Genomic DNA, 16,345 nt, shown 5'->3' on the forward strand with positions numbered 1-16,345 from the left:
AGCGCACACGAATGGACTACCATCGCGTTGTTCCAATCCGATTCGAGTTACGGAGAAACTGAGAATGTCAAACACGACCACGATGAGCAAGAGAATTTTTGCGACCATGGATGGCGTTCGGGTCGGGGGCGTGACACGCTTGATCGCACTCTCACTTCCGATTTCGACATTCATAGTGATGTTCTCGATCGGCTCAATGTTTGGGCACCCGATGCCGAAGAACGGTGTCGCGGCCTTTCTGACGCTTACTGTTGCCTACCTAGCCGCGACGGCATTCACCGTAACCGTCTGGAACGAAAACGGCCCATTGAGAGAAGGTGATCGGTTCGTCTTGATCGCGGCCGCAACCGCCAGCGTAGCGTTGGGACTTCTTGCCGCTTCATACTTCTGGGTCATGTAACCGGTGGACGGGATAGCGACAGGAAAACTCAGTCGAATATGGTCTTTCAGCGTTGGGGCCATAGTCACAATTTTGCTTATCTACGCAAGCGCGACTGCAGCTTATCTCTATCCGGCGTACCGCGACCCTGCGCTCATGTTAGTGGCGTCAGCTTGGCTTTCCGTTCCGGTATCGACGGTCATTCACGAGCTTGGGCATCTGCTGATGGGGATCGCCTTCGGCATGCCCGCTTCGGAGCTTAGACTTGGTGGCGGAAAGCTGCGCTTGGCCCTTCAGTTCGGCCCGAATTTCCGGCTCCTGCTTGGTTGGTTGCCATTCACCGGTCACGTCGAATTCAAATGGCTGCCAATATCCCGGCCACGGCGCATCGCGGTGTACGCTGCAGGGGTGGGAGCAACGTTTCTGGCAGCGGCGGTAGTTTGCTTCTTTCCACTCCAGGGACAGACCGCCTCGCAAGCAGGGGTCCTGCTTGTCGTCGTTTTGTCTGGGCTCGAGAACCTCGCAGGACGCCATCCGCAAAGTGATCGATGGTCGGATGGAGAGGCTATTCGGGGCCTGTGGGCATACAAAAAATGCTCAGTGAGTACGATTAGCGTCACACGACGCCCCTAGCAACCCGATGAATCGTTGCGATCTTACCTTTGGGCCGTCACATGTTTCGACACATCGACAAGTTCCTCGAAGAATTTTCGCCATGGTCCTACCTTGCCTTTTTGATGGTATCCATCGGCTGCATTCTTCTCGCGAGAACCGGCGTCATCCCGTGGCCGGCAGGCATGGCGCTCAACATCGCTCTGTTTGGGTTCGCTATTCACGGCATTCTCGCGGGTCGAGATCGGCACTAGCGCTCGAAATCGAACGCGAACGATAGGGACAATCAGCGAGAGCACGAATGAAGACGATTCGATGGATCTTGGCGACGTATTTGCCAATGCCTTCAGTATTGGCTGAGGCGATTGACGACGGTAGAGTGCGTACCTCCGTCAATGAGGAACGGCGCACCGCATGCTTCATCGGGCCCCGGGTCGCAGACAAGGCCTCAATTCGCCGAGCAATTGCTCAAAGAAAGATGTGGGAAGTCCTAGCAGTGTGCGCTTTCGGTACCGTAATCGGAACCGCGGCGGCAGGTATCGTCGAATTCGTTTCGATGTGATCGACACACTGCACGCAGACCTGCCTTGCACCGTCGGGATTTGATACTGGAAAACGCGAAAATTATGCGTCATATGAGATGAACGTGGCAAATCAGAATAGTGAGGACAGTATGGGTAAATCGAATAGGCGACTTCTCACCGGCAACAACGCAAGCGCCGATATTGGCATCCAGTTGAAAAGCGAGAATTCTCTCTACAGGGTTTTCGGCTGCGCAGATATGTCAGGCGGCGAAGACGGCGCTGTCCCACGTGGTTGTGTAGAACACTTGATTGGGCATCGTCAATGGAACGTCGTACGACGTTATTTGAAACAGAATCGAATCCCGTACAAATGGCGGCCCATTGTCCTCGGCGCGGAGTTTGAATCTCGTAACGGCGCGAGCTGGTGACTCGGAAAACAACATCAAGCCGCGGCATCGTCCATGTCTGCGCGCCGGATGCGACATTAAAACTTTGCTATCGCAATGAAAAATTCGCTAGATACAATTTTGTGAATCCTAACTCGGAATGCAATTTAACCGCTCTTCGAGAGCCGTGTGCAGCTCGAATAGGCGGTGGTCACGGGGGCTGCCCATGATCGCCATGCACCCCGATGAAACGGTCTTTTTTCCTCATCGCAGGAATATAATGTGTCGGTTGTGGACAGAGGGTTTGCATCTACGCTCCAAGCCATCTCGACCACTGGCCAACCTTCTAAGTCGGAGTTCCTTCACATACATGGCTACCTATCTCGAACTGAAAGCTCAGGCAGAAGCACTGGCGCAGCAAGCGGAAGAAGCACGCGTTGCCGAGCTGGAAAGCATCATCGCAATCATCCGTGAGCAGATCGCCGAATATGGCATCACGCCTGAGCAACTTTTCGGACGTCGGCGCGCTCCGGTGTCGGGGACGCGGGCACCGGTCGCGCCGAAATATCGCGACCCGAAAACGGGAGCAACCTGGAGCGGGCGTGGCAAGGCACCTCACTGGATTGCAAACGCGAAGAACCGCGACCGGTTTTTGATCGAGCAGTGAGTGGGGTTGAGCTCGACGCCGTTAACCCTGCATGATGGAAATTATCGGGCGATATGCCGTGAACGGACGGTCTTGGCGGCCAAGGCAATGGGACACGGCGAAGTATTTCCGTACGCTGAGATGATCGTCAAGGATGGATGGGCTACCTTCACCCGAAACGGCGTCGAAGTGTGGAACTGCAGCGCGCGGTATGCTGCGGCTCACTTCGACATTCAATCCGCTTAGGAACATCCGCAGATGAGCGAACTTGTGCAGATTGCACCTGGCGTTGTGTTCTCGTCCGATGTGCTTGGCGCCGATTGGGTACGGAAGCATCAATCGGGCGCCGAGGGCACTCAGTCCACGAACCAGCAGAGCTCAGCTGCAAAAGAAAGCAATCAAGCAGGCCGCCCAGGCATCCCGGGTCAGTTGTCGTTGTTGTAGAGAACTGACGATGACAGACATCTTACGGTTATCGGCTTTCGCGTTACCACCGACGTTCCCTCCTGAGTCGGTGCCCGACGCCTGCTCCCGTTTCGTCCGCGAGTGCGTGCCGGGTCTGACCAAACGTCAATTACTAGCGCGTACGCGCGCGCGAGGTTGGGCGCCAGCGTGGCGCCCTCTGACGCATCTTGTCCGGGAGGGGTTCGAAGCGTTTGCCTTCGACTTAATCGTTGATGGGACGCGCGTCCCCGTGATTGCCTGGATGCAACGTCTCGGGAAGGATGTCGACTGCATCTCGGTAGCCACACGAGATCCACGCCAACTCTCCCTGTTTTAATAGCGGTGCACGATTACAGTCCTCGCGCGCGTTAAGGTCGAGACATTCGAGGCGTCGATCGAGCTCATTGCACAGCGGTGCTCATCGGCGTTGCCAGTGATCGTCGTCATCGCGTAGACCAGGTTGTCGCTGTGTTCACACCGTCATCGGTCGTCGCACGCGAAAGCCCTGTTCGGTAGGATCTCCTGTCTTGTCCGCTGTGGCGATCAGCCGGCCAGCTGAAGATCCTTCAGGGCTTCGGGGTGCTGCACGGCGACGCGCAGCAACGTCTGCGCCGCGCCGGTTGGGTTGCGGCGGCCCTGTTCCCACTGTTGGTAGGTGCGTACCGATACGCCGAGCAGGCTGGCGAACTCCGATTGCGACAAGCCGACCTTTGCGCGCGCAATGGATGCCTCAGTCGGCTGTACGCGCGTCGTGCGGCCAGCAACACCAGCCTTCATTTGGCGGACCGACTTCAGCAGGTCCGCTTGAAACTGTTCCATTTCCTTATCCACGATCGATTTCCTCACGAAGTTGATTGAGAAAGCTCGTCGGCAGGTTGTCGAACTTCGCTTTCGTGTACGCAATCAGTAGCCAGATTTCGCCGTCATCGAGCAGGTTGTAGTAGATGACGCGCGAACCGCCGCGTTTCCCCATCCCGGCGCGCGACCAGCGCACTTTGCGCAGTCCCGACGTGCCGGGAATCACGTCGCCGGCTAGAGGATTGTCCGCGAGCCAGTTGATGAACGCCTCTCGCTCGTCGTTGCGCCAGATTTCATCTGCGTACCGCTGAAAAATCGGGGTTTCGATGATGGTGTACATGGCGAATACTATACGCCATTGGCGCATAGTTGGCAAGTCAACCGCTATGTCGATATGCTGAAACCGGTCGGCGGCCCGTGGCCGGTGCCATCAAAAGTTCGCGATACGCGCCTCTACGGTCTCGACGCGCAACCGGAGTTCGAACCCGACCTTGGCCGCGGTGGCCGTTGCGACGAGTTACAGCGGCCGAGGGGAAATGTGTCGAGGGCGTGGAAATGCGCGAGGTCGCCTCCAGAGAGGCGAATAATCCTTCCGACCCCATTTAATCGATAATGTTAATTATGTCAACTTTAGGTCGGACAGTTTCGACATCTGTACCAGCGGGCGCGACAAGACAACTTCACTGCTCCCTCATTAAGCGGATCGCCACCACAAATCTTGCAAAATTTATGGTGCAAGATTATCATGCGTGAATGAGTACGCACGAGCATATCCTTCAAGACTCCGCCCGTAGGATGGGGGCACGCATTCGTGCGGCCCGCGAATCCGCGGGTATGACGCAAGCACAGCTTTCAGAGGCACTTGGCTTCGCAGATCGGCAAACGCTTTCGACTATCGAAAATGGCGATCGACGTGTGCAAGCTGCGGAGCTCGTGCGGGCAAGTCAAGTACTCGGTCACGCGATTGACTGGTTTATTGACCCATTTGTTGTCACCGGTGAGGCTCGCTTTTCGTGGCGAGTTGCACAAACGGTGCCTGACGCGCTCCTAGACGAGTTCGAGTCTCGTATCGGCCAACTCGTCGGCCTTATGCGGCATCTCAAAGTTGCACTTCACGGTCCCTCCAGAGCACTCACGCCGATGCTTCGCATACCTCCCCATCCCACATTCGAGGATGCTTGGGCTTGGGGGGAAGCGGTGGCTCAGGAGCTAGAACTGGGAACTATTCCGTCTGAGAAGCTGGTCGATCACATCGAACGCAAGCTCGACATTTCTGTGCTCTTCATTGACGCAGAAGTCGCTATGGATCCCAAAGATATTTCGGGAGCGATGTGTCGCTTATCAGATCTAGGGGTGATCGTCATTAACCGTCAGGAGTCGACCGTACGCCGCAATTTCGATGTGGCGCACGAGTTGTTTCATGCGCTCACGTGGGACGCCATGCCGCCGGATCGGCGCGATCCAAGTGATCAGCCTGCTGGAAAGCGTGTCCCACGCATCGAGCAACTCGCAGATAATTTCGCTGCCGCGGTGCTAATGCCCAAGGCTACTCTCGACAAGCTAATCCCGCAGGAGCATCTGACAGATGCGGCGTATCTAGCGAGCGTTGCGCGTGAGTTGCAGGTTTCCACCGGTGCACTCGCCTATCGGTTGCTCAATGCGAAGATGATCGACAAATCAATCTGTGATGCGTTGCGCGAGGTTTACACCCCGAAGGCTCGTACGGAAATGCCGAAGCTGCTCTCTGCTTCGTTCGCTACTCTGTTGCACGACGGAATCGCACATGGTCACGTTTCTGCTCGTAAGGCCGCCAAGGCGCTTTCGATGAGACTTGATCAGCTTGCAGAACTGATGACGGAGCATGGGAAGGCCGTGCCGTTTTCGATGTAGGTCCTGTAAATGGCTAAGCCGCGAGTATTGGTTGACACATGCGTGATCATTGAGGCTTTTCGCATCAATTGCTGGAAGGCACTATGTCACCATTTCGAAGTTGAAACCGTCGAATGCTGTGTAATTGAATGCTGCACTGGGGACCCGCTTCAGCCCGGTCGCGTACAGATTCCTCGCCCCGAACTCATTGGTGGCTTGGCGCGAGTGCATGCCGTTGATGACACAATGCTGGCAATGCTCCGGCTCGATTGCCCGCATCTTCCTGCACTGGACGACGGTGAGCATCATCTAATGGCTTGGCTCCATGCGAATCCCGACGATGCCGTTCTGACCGCAATTTCCACGGCTGACCGCGCCGCGATACGTGCCACACACGTGCTAACACTTTTGGATCGGGTAACATCTCTGCAGCAACTCGGACAAAGTGCGGGCGTTGGGCGCAAGCAGTTGGACAACCTGCAGCCCCATTTCCAGGAAGACTGGCTGAGCACCCTGCGTCTTCAATTGAGAATGAATATCCTGTAAGGATGTCCTATGTAGTGGTCAACTAATCCCGGACACTGCGTTAAGTTTTTCTTCCGCAACCGCCGGCGCCAGTCCGTCATTGAACTGATGCGGTCGTATCCAGTTGTACCGGTGCATCAGGTAGTGGCTGATGTCCCGGTGTGCCTCCTGCGCCGACATGTAGCCCACTGACGGTAGACATTCGGTCTTGAAGCTGCGGAACAGCCTCTCCATCGGGGAGTTATCCCAACAATTTCCTCGACGGCTCATGCTCTGCTGTATCCGATAGCGCCAGAGGCGCTGACGGAATTTCCGGCTTGCATATTGGCCGCCTTGATCCGAGTGAAACAGCAAGCCTTGCGGTCGACCACGACGTTGCTCATAGGCCATCTCCAACGCCTGCACGACCAGATCGGCATCAGGGCGTGTCGAGAACGCCCAGCCAACAACCCGACGCGTGAACAGGTCGAGTACTGCGGCCAGATAATGCCAACGGCCCTGCGCCCAGACATACGTGATGTCACCACACCTGATTCGGCGTACCAACCTCGAATTCGCGATTGAGATGGTTCGGGATATCGATCCGCTCGACCGTGGCCTGCTTGTAGGCATGGCGGCCCGGCTGCTTGCAGATCAACCCGAGTTCTTCCATCAAGCGGCTGACCTTGAAGCGGCCAATCGCCGTACCTTCCTCGCGCATCATGCCCATGATGCTGCGACTGGACAGCGAGCCGATGCCGGTCGAGGTCGACGTGGACAGCGAAGCCACGTTGCTGTTCGTCGCGCTCAGGCCCGTCGACAGCGAGTTGATCGCGGTCGAGGTCGACGTGGACAGCGAGGCCACGTTGCTGTTCGTCGCGCTCAGGCCGGTGGACAGCGAGTTGATGCCCGTCGACAGCGACGCGACGTTCGACGCGGTCGACGTCGACAGCGCATTCACCGCGTTGTTCGTCGCGTTGAGCTGGCTGCCGTTGATCGCGTCCGTGCTGCTGGCCGAGATCTGGCCGGCGGCGACGTTCGTGATCTGGCGTGCCTGGCCCTGTGCGCCGACGCTCACCACGCCGACCGGCGAGCTGCCCGCGAAGAAGTACGTGACACCGCCGATCGTGGCGCTCGACGTCGGGTTCGCGGTGCTCGTGACCGATTTCGCGCCGAGTGCGATCGAGTTGGCGACGTTGGCCGTTGCGCCCGAGCCGAAGGCGAGTGCGTCGGCGGCGGTTGCCTGCGCAGCCGAGCCGTAGGCCTGTGCGCCGACAGCGTTGGCCGTGGCCTGGTTGCCGAGTGCGATCGTGTTGTCGGCGAGCGCCTGGTTCGATCTGCCGAGGGCGAGCGCGCTCGCGCCGTTGGCCGTGTTCGCGTTGCCGAGCGCCACTGCGCCGTTGCCGGTCGCCGTGTCGTTCGCACCCATCGCCACCGCGCCGGTACCCGTTGCGATGCTCGGGTCGCCGATCGCGACTGCGCCGTCGCCGCTTGCCGTGTTGCCGGAGCCGATCGACACGGCCTTGCCGCCCGTTGCCGATGCGTTCTGGCCGATCGCGACCGCGCCTGCCGACTGTGCGTTCGAGCCGTCGCCGACTGCCACGCTGCTGTTGCCTGCCGCGCTGGCGTTCACGCCGGCTGCGAGGGCGTTGGTGCCCGTCGCGCCGTCGTTGGCGTAGTTGCTTTACTGCACGCCGTTGTCGTTGACGCTGTAGTAGTGCGTCTTCGCGGCGTTGATTGCGGTCGAGGTCGAGGTCGACAGCGACGACACCGAGCTGTTCGTGCTGCTCAGGCCGGTGGACAGCGAGTTGATGCCGGTCGAGGTTGAGGTCGACAGCGACGTGATCGAGCTGTTTGCCGACGAGAGGCCGGTCGAGGTCGAAGTCGACAACGAACTGATCGAGCTGTTAGCCGACGAGAGGCCCGTCGAAGTCGAGGTCGAGAGCGAGCCGATTGAGCTGTTGGCCGACGAGAGGCCCGTCGAGGTCGAGGTCGACAGGGAGCCGATCGAGCTGTTTGCCGACGAGAGGCCCGTCGAGGTCGAAGTCGACAGGGAACTGATCGAGCTGTTCGCCGACGAGAGACTCGTCGAGGTCGAGGTCGAGAGCGAGCCGATCGAGCTGTTGGCCGACGAGAGACCCGTCGAGGTCGAGGTCGAGAGCGAGGTGATCGAGCTGTTCGCCGACGAGAGGCCCGTCGAGGTCGAGGTCGACAGCGAATCGATCGAGCTATTGGCGGACGACAGACCCGTCGAAGTCGAAGTCGACAGCGACGTGATCGAGCTGTTAGCCGACGACAGGCCGGTCGAGGTCGAGGTGGACAGCGAATCGATCGAGCTGTTAGCCGACGAGAGGCCGGTCGATGTCGAGGTCGACAGCGAGGTGATCGAGCTGTTCGCCGACGACAAGCCGGTCGAGGTCGAAGTCGACAGCGAGGTGATCGAGCTGTTGGCCGACGACAGGCCGGTCGAGGTCGAGGTGGACAACGACGTGATCGAGCTGTTAGCCGACGACAAGCCGGTCGAAGTCGACGTGGACAGCGAATCGATCGAGCTGTTAGCCGACGACAGGCCGGTCGAGGTCGAGGTCGACAACGACGTGATCGAGCTATTCGCCGACGACAGACCGGTCGAGGTCGAGGTCGAGAGCGAGGTGATCGAGCTGTTCGTCGACGACAGGCCGGTTGAGGTCGAGGTCGACAGCGACGTGATCGAGCTATTCGCCGACGAGAGACCCGTCGACGTCGACGTCGACAGCGACGAAATGGCGCTGGTTGCGGTACCAACCTGTGCGGCGACCGAATAGAGCTGACTGCCGTTGATCGCGTCGGTACTGGTCGCAGTGACTTGGCCGGCGGCGACGTTGGTGATTTGTCGTTCCTTGCCCGGTGCGCCGACGCTCACCACGCCGACCGGCGAGCTGCCCTGGAAGGAGTACGTGACACCGCCGATTGTGGCGCTCGACGTCGGGTTCGCGGTGCTCGTGACCGAGTTCGCGCCGAGTGCGATCGAGTTGGCGACGTTGGCCTGCGCGTTCGCGCCGAAGGCGAGTGCGTCGGCGGCGGTGGCCTTCGCAGCCGAGCCGTACGCCTGTGCGCCGACGGCGTTGGCCGTGGCCTGGCTGCCCAGCGCGATCGTGTTGTCGGCGAGCGCCTGGTTCGAGCTGCCGAGGGCGAGCGCGCTCGCGCCGTTGGCCGTGTTCGCGTTGCCGAGCGCCACTGCGCCGTTGCCGGTCGCCGTGTCGTTCGCGCCCATCGCCACCGCGCCGGTACCCGATGCGACGCTCGGGTCGCCGATCGCGACCGCGCCGTCGCCGCTTGCCGTGTTCGCAACACCGATTGATACCGCCTGGCCGCCAGATGCTACCGCCGCCTTGCCGATCGCGATCGCACCATCCGAGCTTGCCGTCGCAGTATCACCAAGCACCACGCTGCTCACGCCCGATGCCGTCGCATTTGAGCCAATCGCAACTCCGTTCAATTGTGTGGACGCGTTCGTACCCACAGCAATCGCATTATCGCCTCCTAACGCTACACTCTGGCCCAACCCGACGGTCCCTGCCACATTGCTGGCAACGTTAGCACCTGTCGCTATCAGCACATTGCCAGACGCATTGTTGCCGACCGTATTACCCGCTCCTGCGACGAAGTTTTGCGTGCCGCCCGAGCCAACGGCATTGTTGTTGCCGACGGCGTAACTATTTGCGGCGCTCACAGTGTTTGACTTGCCTATGGCGCCGGACGATGCACCACCGACCTCGTTACTGTATCCCACTGCGTTGCTCATGGTGCCGGTCACACCATTTTCGTTACCGAATGCCGCGCTATTATCTCCACTTACATTGTTTGCATTCCCAACGGCAGCGGATTGACGCGCTGTGGCAATGTTGTATGAGCCAATAGCCTGTGCGTCCCAGTTTTCTGCACGATTGTGGAAACCGACTGCAGCAGCAGTGCTTGCAGACGCATTATTTTCTCCTCCGATTGCCAGAGAATCGCTGCCGCTCGAACTGTTGTAAGCACCTATCGCCATGGATTCATTCCAACTGGCGACGTTGTTATGCCCTATCGCAATGGCATTGTTCCAGGTGGCACTATTGGTGTTGCCCAACGCAACCGCACCATCAGCGCTGGCTGTCGTATCGTAGCCGACCGCAGTGGAGTTGGCACCGCTAGCGCGGGCGTTCACGCCGGCTGCGAGGGCGTTGATGCCCGTCGCACCGTCGTTGGCGTAGTTGGCTTGCTGCACGCCGTTGTCGTTGACACTGTAGTAGTGCGTTTTCGCGGCGTTGATCGCGGTCGAGGTCGACGTGGAGAGCGACGTCACCGAACTGTTCGTGCTGCTCAGGCCAGTGGACAGCGAGCCGATACCGGTCGAGGTCGACGTCGACAGGCTCGTGATGCTCGACGTCGTCGTGCTTGCAACCGCGTAGAGCTGGCTACCGTTGATGGCGTCGGTGCTGGTCCCGCTGACGAGGCCTGCCGCGACGTTCTGGATGCGGCGCTCCGCGTTCGGCTGGCCGACGCTGACAATGCCGCCCGCCGGCGTCCCGGCCTGGTAGCTGCCGAACGTCTGGCCGCCGATCGTGGTGCTGCTGACCGCGGTGTTGCCGCCGGTCGTTGTCGACGCGGCGCTGCTCGTCACCGAGTTGCTGCCGAGGGCGATCGAATTCGCGACGTTCGCGGTCGAGCCCACGCCGATGGCGATGGCATTCGAAGCCGAAGCATGGGCGTTCTGTGCAAACGCGACCGAACCCGCCCCCGACGCGGTCGAGTTCGAGCCGAGGGCCGTCGCATAGTTGTTCGAGGCCACGGCGGCGGAGCCGACGGCGACCGAGCCGGACGCGCCGCTGGCTGTCGAACCGTTGCCGAGCGCGATGGCGTCTGCGCCTGTCGCACGCGTGGTGGCGGCAAAGCTGCCGGCGGTGCCCATTGCAATTGCACCCGTGCCTGTCGACGTGGCGGAACTGCCGATTGCGATGGAGCCGTTCGTGCCCGTCGCGTTTGCGGAACTGCCGATTGCAACCGCGCTGCTGCTTGCCGTGCTGGTGTTGCCCAGCGCGACGGAGCCGGTGCCGCTCGCCGAATTGCCGTTGCCGAGCGCAAGCGCACCGGAACCGTTCGACGTGTTGTTCGCACCGATCGCCAGCGCACCCGTGCCGGTTGCGCTGTTCGGATCGCCGATCGCAACGGCGCCATCGCCGCTTGCATTCTGCCCCCGACCGATCGCGACCGCACCACCATTGGACGTTGCGGAATTTGCGACAGTCCCCGCCGAGCCGATCGCCACATTCTGGCCTGTGGCGCCTGACGACACCCCATCGCCCTGCGCGATTCCGTAAGCGCCATTGACGGTCGCGCCGCGGCCCAGAGCGATGCCGGAGGTCGCTGCGGAAGCGACGGATGATTGACCGCCGATAGCAATGCCGTCCGCGGCCCCCGACGTTGCGCCACCGCTTGAATTGCTGCCGATCGCAATCGATCCTGCATTCGATGCAACGGCATTGGTGCCGTACGTCGTGGCGTATGCGCCGGTCGCCGAGGCGGCAACACCGATTGCTTGCGCGCCTGTCGCATTGGCGACAGTGCCGTTGTTGCCGATGGCGAGGGAATTCATTCCGCTCGCGGTCGTCTGCGCGCCTATTGCGTTCGAATCCTGGCCATTGGCAATTGCCCTGGTGCCGAAAGCGATCGAATCGCCCTGACTGCTCGTCGACGACGATGAGGCCGACGCTTCATAGCCGATCGCGATCGTTGTTGCGCCCTGTGCCGTTGCGATCGCGGATTTGCCGATCGCGATCGACCCGACATTCGCTGCCGTCGAACCGAAACCGACGGCCGCCGCGTTGGCACCCGACGCAACCGCGCTTGTGCCAAGTGCAACGGCATTACTCGAACCTGTCGCCTGGGCCGAATCCCCCAATGCAATCGAAGAACTACCGGTCGAACTGGAACCCGACCCGATGGCGATCGCCCGGGTACCGCCAGCCTGTGCGCCTGCCACGGCGACAGGAGAAGCCGCGCCGCCTTCGGCAACGAAATCCTGCGCGCCGAGCGCGATCGAGTTGTTTCCGCCAGCGCCCGCACCGCCGCCGATTGCCGTCGCGCCTACACCGCTCGCCGTCGCGCCTACGGTCGTAGCCGACGTCGAGTTTTGAACCGCACCTATCGCAGTCGCACCGGTATTGGTCGCCTGGGAATAGGTTCCCAAAGCAGTGGCAGCGACCTGCGTCGAGGCGGAACTCTCCCCCAACGCGACTGTCCGCCAAGCCGACGTCACGGCACCCATCCCAATCGAGACCCCGCCTCCGGCGGTGCTGGGCGCGGTCGCTTTTGCTCCTTTGCCGATCGCAATGGTGTTCGTCGAATTGGCCGTCGTCGCTTGGCCGATCACGATCGAATTTCCTCCAGTCGCCGACGCAGCCGATCCAATCGCAATCGCCTGACTTCCCGACGCAACAGTAGCCGCGCTGGAAGATCCGTCCGAACCAGAGGACTGTGCAGAACCGATTGCGATCGCATTCGTACCTGCGACGCCATTCAGCGTGGCGACGCTGCCAAGTCGCATTGAATAGGTACCACCGCCAATGTCCGTAACCCCGATCCGTCCGGAATTGACGAATAGCTGGCCACCCAGGCTAAGACCGTAAGATGCGTGGCTGCCACTGATGGTTGTGCCTGCAGGCCCGAAGAACAGAGACTCGTTCGTCTGTGTTGCCGGGTCTAGCGCGCAGTTTGCATTGATCACCTGCCCTGCCGACCCGCCGTCAAAAATACCCCAGCAAGTACTGTCCCTTCCATCATTGACGTACAAGCCACTGGACTGCGCAAGTGTTGGCGCCGCCCCGCCCGCCAACCCGATCGACGCCAAGGCCAGCACCAGCGACTTGAGAGACAACCGCTTCGACACGGCCCCCACGGTTCCTTGCCCGTTGGTTGCCCCGGCACTGTCGCCGCGCGCCAACTCCGACGCCACCACCAACTGTCCCAGCGCCCGATTCCAAACCGTCCGATAGATTCGATTCATTTTAGTTTTCTCCAGACCGCGCACCCCGGCGCAGCGATTCCTGTTCTGTTTTGCCCCGCGCCGACACACGTCTGTTTTCGTGGCGACACACCCCTCGTCACATCTCTCAATCAATCGCCGCCTGTCGGCAATCGATAGTCATCCAGATTTTTTCCCTGCAGCCACGTCGGCGTACGCCCCACACCTGCCCACGTCTTTCCGCTCTCCGGATCCAGGTATTTGGGTGCGCGCCTACGGCCTTTCCTGCCCGAATCCCGGCCCGCGTACAAAGCCATCGCGATGTCGTCGAGCGATATTCCATACGTCGTCATCCGATGCACTATTTCTTGCAGAACACCGCACACCTCCCGCCGCCTGGCCAGATCGATCGTCGATTGCAACCTTTCCTTCTTCTTAAGCAGCTCTAAATAACTGCCATCCATCGGACCGCTCATAACCTGCACCCTCGACCATTTCTCGCGAGCTCTCCGGCCTTTCAAGTCGGCAATACTTCGCCTCTTCGGATTGCCCTCCCGTGCTGAACTCCAAGGCAATAAATCGTCAATATCATTCGCCTGTATTCCCGGCGTGACCGAATCGACCTGAGGGCGCCTATCCTTTCCCTCATCCGTCTTCGTCCGAGCTGCGCGACCGCTGCCTGCCCTCCGTAGAATCCGCCGATCAAACCGCCGCTATAGGCACCATCCACATCGTCCAGCAGCTGTCCGCTCGCAAACTGCGACAGCACCCGCTTCGTGCTCTCCTGCAGGAAGTAAAGCATCCCCTCGCGCAGCACCGCATCCTTGCTCGTCCCTTTAACTTGCATATGCCTTCCTCGCGTCTCCTGAGCACACGTCGGGGATCTATATCCGGGTGCCGAACGGACAGGCGAAATAGCCCCCCTGTATCCAATGCGCGCCCGCCTCTCCGGCCATATGCAAATCCATTTCGGATTCCACACCATCAACTACAACAATCGACGCGAGCTCGCTTGCGAGCCGAACAAGGCCACGCAGCCTCCGCACCCCCGTTTCCGACGCCCGACGCAGGATCGAACTGTCGATTTTCACGATATCCGGCTCGCGCAACTCGATACTGGACGACAAGCCGAATCCGGCGCCAAAATCATCGATCGCGACCCGGCATTTCAGATGCCTCAATCGGTTGCGAAAGCGGCGCGTATGGTTCGGCACACATTTCGCTCGCTCCGATATTTCTATCGTCAACCGGCATGCCACATCAGGGAATTTCTCCAGAGAAATAAACAACGGCTCCCACCATTTGGTCTCTACCGCGCTTTTCCCTGAAATGTTCACACCCAGCGCCAAATCCGGATTGCTCGCCAAGCTGGCAATTGCCATCTCTACGACGTGACAATCAATCCGATTCGTCAGCCCAAGACGCTCCATCGCGGAGAATATGTCCGCCGACCGAAAGGGGCCGTCACTTGATTTAAACGAAAGGTGCGTTTCACACTCTTGATAAAGAACTTTCGTTGGATCACCGAGACCGCGGATCGGCCGACGCCGCAACACCACATCGCCTCGGCTCAGCGCTTCATAGGCCGCTGTTGCGATGTGCAGGTCGCGACGCACACTCGCATCCAGATCGCAACCCGGCACAGCGTTATCGAACTCGCTTCCTTTGGAACCGCCGTGCGCCATCGGCGTGTATTGCGACACACCGCGCCCGAGCGTTTGGACCCATTCGCGGGCGAGCAGATACCGCTGCCTCCCTTCAAGGTCGCTGCCTGCACCGTAGCCGCCCTCCTCAGACAGGACGAATGCACGCTCAGCCAGGTCCCGCGCAATCTGTTCAAGCGCACCGCCGCAACGCTCATGCCACGCGGTCCTTCCATCTGCCGACGAAAACATTTCACACCCCGTGCCGGTAAGCCGCATCGCTCGTTCAACGTCGGCACCGCTCACACATGTTGCGTTCATGAACGCCGACCCAAAAAGGAACCTTTGTGAGAATCTACGAAGAAGGTCACCGCCCATCGACTAAGCCATTGTTTCGATAAGAGTTTTGCGTGACCCGGCCGGGCCGGACAAAAAGGTTCCTTTTTGTCCACTACAATATCGTCGTCGTTAACACTTCTTTTCATTTCCCAATCAACAACCGGCCCGTCAAATTCAAATCAAATGAAGAACGACACCGCAAACGTTTGCAATTGTTTTCTCGATTTTTCATGCATAGTTCAGCCATGTTTGAGAATGGCCTGTGTCAAGTCGTCGTCATTCAGAACCGCGTGAGTTCACCGTGAAAATTGGATACGCACGCGTCTCGACTCAAGAGCAGAACCTCGCCCTTCAGAAAGACGCTCTCCGCCGCGCAGGATGCGAGATCATTTACACCGACCAGGGCTTGTCCGGATCGGGATTCAGCCGTCCAGGACTCGATCAGGCGCTCAAACACTTGAAGGCCGGGAGCACGCTTGTCGTATGGCGGCTCGATCGGCTCGGCCGATCTTTATCCAAGTTAGTCGACCTGATTTCGTATCTCGAACGACACAAAATCAAGTTCGCGTCCATTACCGAAGCGATCTCGACCGACTCATCCGGGGGAATGCTCGTATTCCATATGATGGCGGCACTCGCTCAGTTCGAGCGGGCCCTGATCAGCGAGCGCACGCGTGCCGGCATGGCCGCGGCACGGGCCAGAGGCACAAAGCTCGGACGAAAACCCGCGCTGACCGAATCGCAGGAGCGCCAGGCACTTCGTCTGCTCGAAACACATTCCGTTACTTCGGTAGCGGAACGCTTCCACGTTCATCCACGCACACTTCGGCGCTTATGCGTGCGACATCAGGCGGCGCAAACGCAATCCGGCAGGTCGGAAAAGCGTTGAGTCTTCAGATGGAACGGGGGCGCTGATTTTCGTGCACATGAAGCACGTTTCGCATCATTCTCGTTCCGGCGCCCCCAGCCGGCGGCAACACGGCCGGCATGCGGCCAACGGCAGCGATGCCTGTCGGGCCGCACAACAACAGCAACCGGGCCCCGTGCATCACTGAGTAGACGCCTGCATGGCGATGCACGGGTGACCAGCCTGCTCCCTGCCGTAACGTAGCGAAACCCGGAGTTCTCGGCCCCGAGCCGGGACGGCAGTTCGATTGCTGCTTTGCCGATCCGTTTCAAGATAAGAAAATCTTGCTCAAACGAGAATTGTATGGTACCC

12 protein-coding genes and 3 pseudogenes are annotated in these 16,345 nt (G+C 59.8%); 7 read left to right on the top strand and 8 right to left on the bottom strand.

Going from position 1 to position 16,345, the window contains the following annotated elements:
• Positions 1-64: 64 nt before the first annotated feature.
• The 4 genes from ACTJLD_RS26080 to ACTJLD_RS26095 all read left to right on the top strand — a co-directional run bounded on the left by ACTJLD_RS26080 (position 65) and on the right by ACTJLD_RS26095 (position 2,568).
• Positions 65-400: a hypothetical protein gene (locus tag ACTJLD_RS26080; protein WP_151062582.1), complete on the top strand. Its 336-nt coding sequence runs from the start codon at positions 65-67 to the stop codon at positions 398-400.
• A 204-nt stretch (positions 401-604) separates the two neighbouring features.
• Positions 605-1,012 carry a hypothetical protein gene (locus ACTJLD_RS26085; protein WP_414842384.1) on the top strand — a complete coding sequence of 136 codons (408 nt, stop codon included), beginning with the start codon at positions 605-607 and terminating at the stop codon, positions 1,010-1,012.
• A gap of 625 nt (positions 1,013-1,637) precedes the next feature.
• Positions 1,638-1,943 (top strand): hypothetical protein, encoded by a 306-nt coding sequence (locus ACTJLD_RS26090; RefSeq protein ID WP_151062580.1) that lies wholly within the window; start codon positions 1,638-1,640, stop codon positions 1,941-1,943.
• Between the two features lie 328 nt (positions 1,944-2,271).
• The gene (locus tag ACTJLD_RS26095; protein WP_151062579.1) at positions 2,272-2,568 is read left to right on the top strand and encodes an H-NS histone family protein; all 297 of its coding nucleotides are present in this window, start codon (positions 2,272-2,274) and stop codon (positions 2,566-2,568) included.
• A gap of 966 nt (positions 2,569-3,534) precedes the next feature.
• On the opposite strand, the gene ACTJLD_RS26100 is transcribed toward ACTJLD_RS26095, so the two are convergent.
• Positions 3,535-3,822, bottom strand: coding sequence for a helix-turn-helix domain-containing protein (locus tag ACTJLD_RS26100; RefSeq protein ID WP_151062575.1), 288 nt, complete (start codon positions 3,820-3,822; stop codon positions 3,535-3,537).
• A complete protein-coding gene (locus ACTJLD_RS26105) occupies positions 3,815-4,129 on the bottom strand; it encodes a hypothetical protein (RefSeq protein ID WP_012464916.1) in 315 nt (104 codons plus the stop codon). The genes ACTJLD_RS26100 and ACTJLD_RS26105 overlap by 8 nt, the downstream gene beginning before the upstream one ends.
• Positions 4,130-4,584: 455 nt before the next feature.
• On the opposite strand from ACTJLD_RS26105, the gene ACTJLD_RS26110 reads away from it, so the two are divergent.
• Together ACTJLD_RS26110 and ACTJLD_RS26115 are read left to right on the top strand one after the other, a co-directional pair.
• Positions 4,585-5,679: a helix-turn-helix domain-containing protein gene (locus ACTJLD_RS26110; RefSeq protein WP_265096721.1), complete on the top strand. Its 1,095-nt coding sequence runs from the start codon at positions 4,585-4,587 to the stop codon at positions 5,677-5,679.
• Positions 5,680-5,688: 9 nt separating this feature from the next.
• Positions 5,689-6,204 carry a hypothetical protein gene (locus ACTJLD_RS26115; RefSeq protein ID WP_175764485.1) on the top strand — a complete coding sequence of 172 codons (516 nt, stop codon included), beginning with the start codon at positions 5,689-5,691 and terminating at the stop codon, positions 6,202-6,204.
• Between the two features lie 18 nt (positions 6,205-6,222).
• Here the strand turns inward: ACTJLD_RS26115 and ACTJLD_RS26120 are convergent.
• The 6 genes and pseudogenes from ACTJLD_RS26120 to ACTJLD_RS26145 form a co-directional block, all read right to left on the bottom strand.
• Positions 6,223-6,913, bottom strand: a pseudogene (locus tag ACTJLD_RS26120) (IS3 family transposase); the annotation flags it as partial.
• A 177-nt stretch (positions 6,914-7,090) separates the two neighbouring features.
• Positions 7,091-7,795, bottom strand: a pseudogene (locus tag ACTJLD_RS26125) (YadA-like family protein); the annotation flags it as partial.
• 51 nt (positions 7,796-7,846) lie between these two features.
• Positions 7,847-12,328, bottom strand: a complete 4,482-nt coding sequence (locus ACTJLD_RS26130; RefSeq protein WP_440659939.1) for a beta strand repeat-containing protein — start codon at positions 12,326-12,328, stop codon at positions 7,847-7,849.
• Positions 12,329-12,505: 177 nt separating this feature from the next.
• Positions 12,506-13,186: pseudogene (locus ACTJLD_RS26135) on the bottom strand (ESPR domain-containing protein); the annotation flags it as partial.
• 110 nt (positions 13,187-13,296) lie between these two features.
• The gene (locus ACTJLD_RS26140; RefSeq protein ID WP_151062571.1) at positions 13,297-13,620 is read right to left on the bottom strand and encodes an H-NS histone family protein; all 324 of its coding nucleotides are present in this window, start codon (positions 13,618-13,620) and stop codon (positions 13,297-13,299) included.
• 408 nt (positions 13,621-14,028) lie between these two features.
• Positions 14,029-15,093 carry an EAL domain-containing protein gene (locus ACTJLD_RS26145; protein ID WP_170297398.1) on the bottom strand — a complete coding sequence of 355 codons (1,065 nt, stop codon included), beginning with the start codon at positions 15,091-15,093 and terminating at the stop codon, positions 14,029-14,031.
• Positions 15,094-15,427: 334 nt separating this feature from the next.
• Here ACTJLD_RS26145 and ACTJLD_RS26150 point away from each other — a divergent pair, with 334 nt between their 5' ends.
• Complete coding sequence (locus tag ACTJLD_RS26150; protein WP_151062569.1) at positions 15,428-16,015, top strand: recombinase family protein; 588 nt, start codon at positions 15,428-15,430, stop codon at positions 16,013-16,015.
• Positions 16,016-16,345: the final 330 nt, after the last annotated feature.

The sequence above is a fragment of the Burkholderia sp. 22088 genome (genome assembly GCF_052045915.1).
GTDB classification, from domain to species: domain Bacteria; phylum Pseudomonadota; class Gammaproteobacteria; order Burkholderiales; family Burkholderiaceae; genus Burkholderia; species Burkholderia cepacia.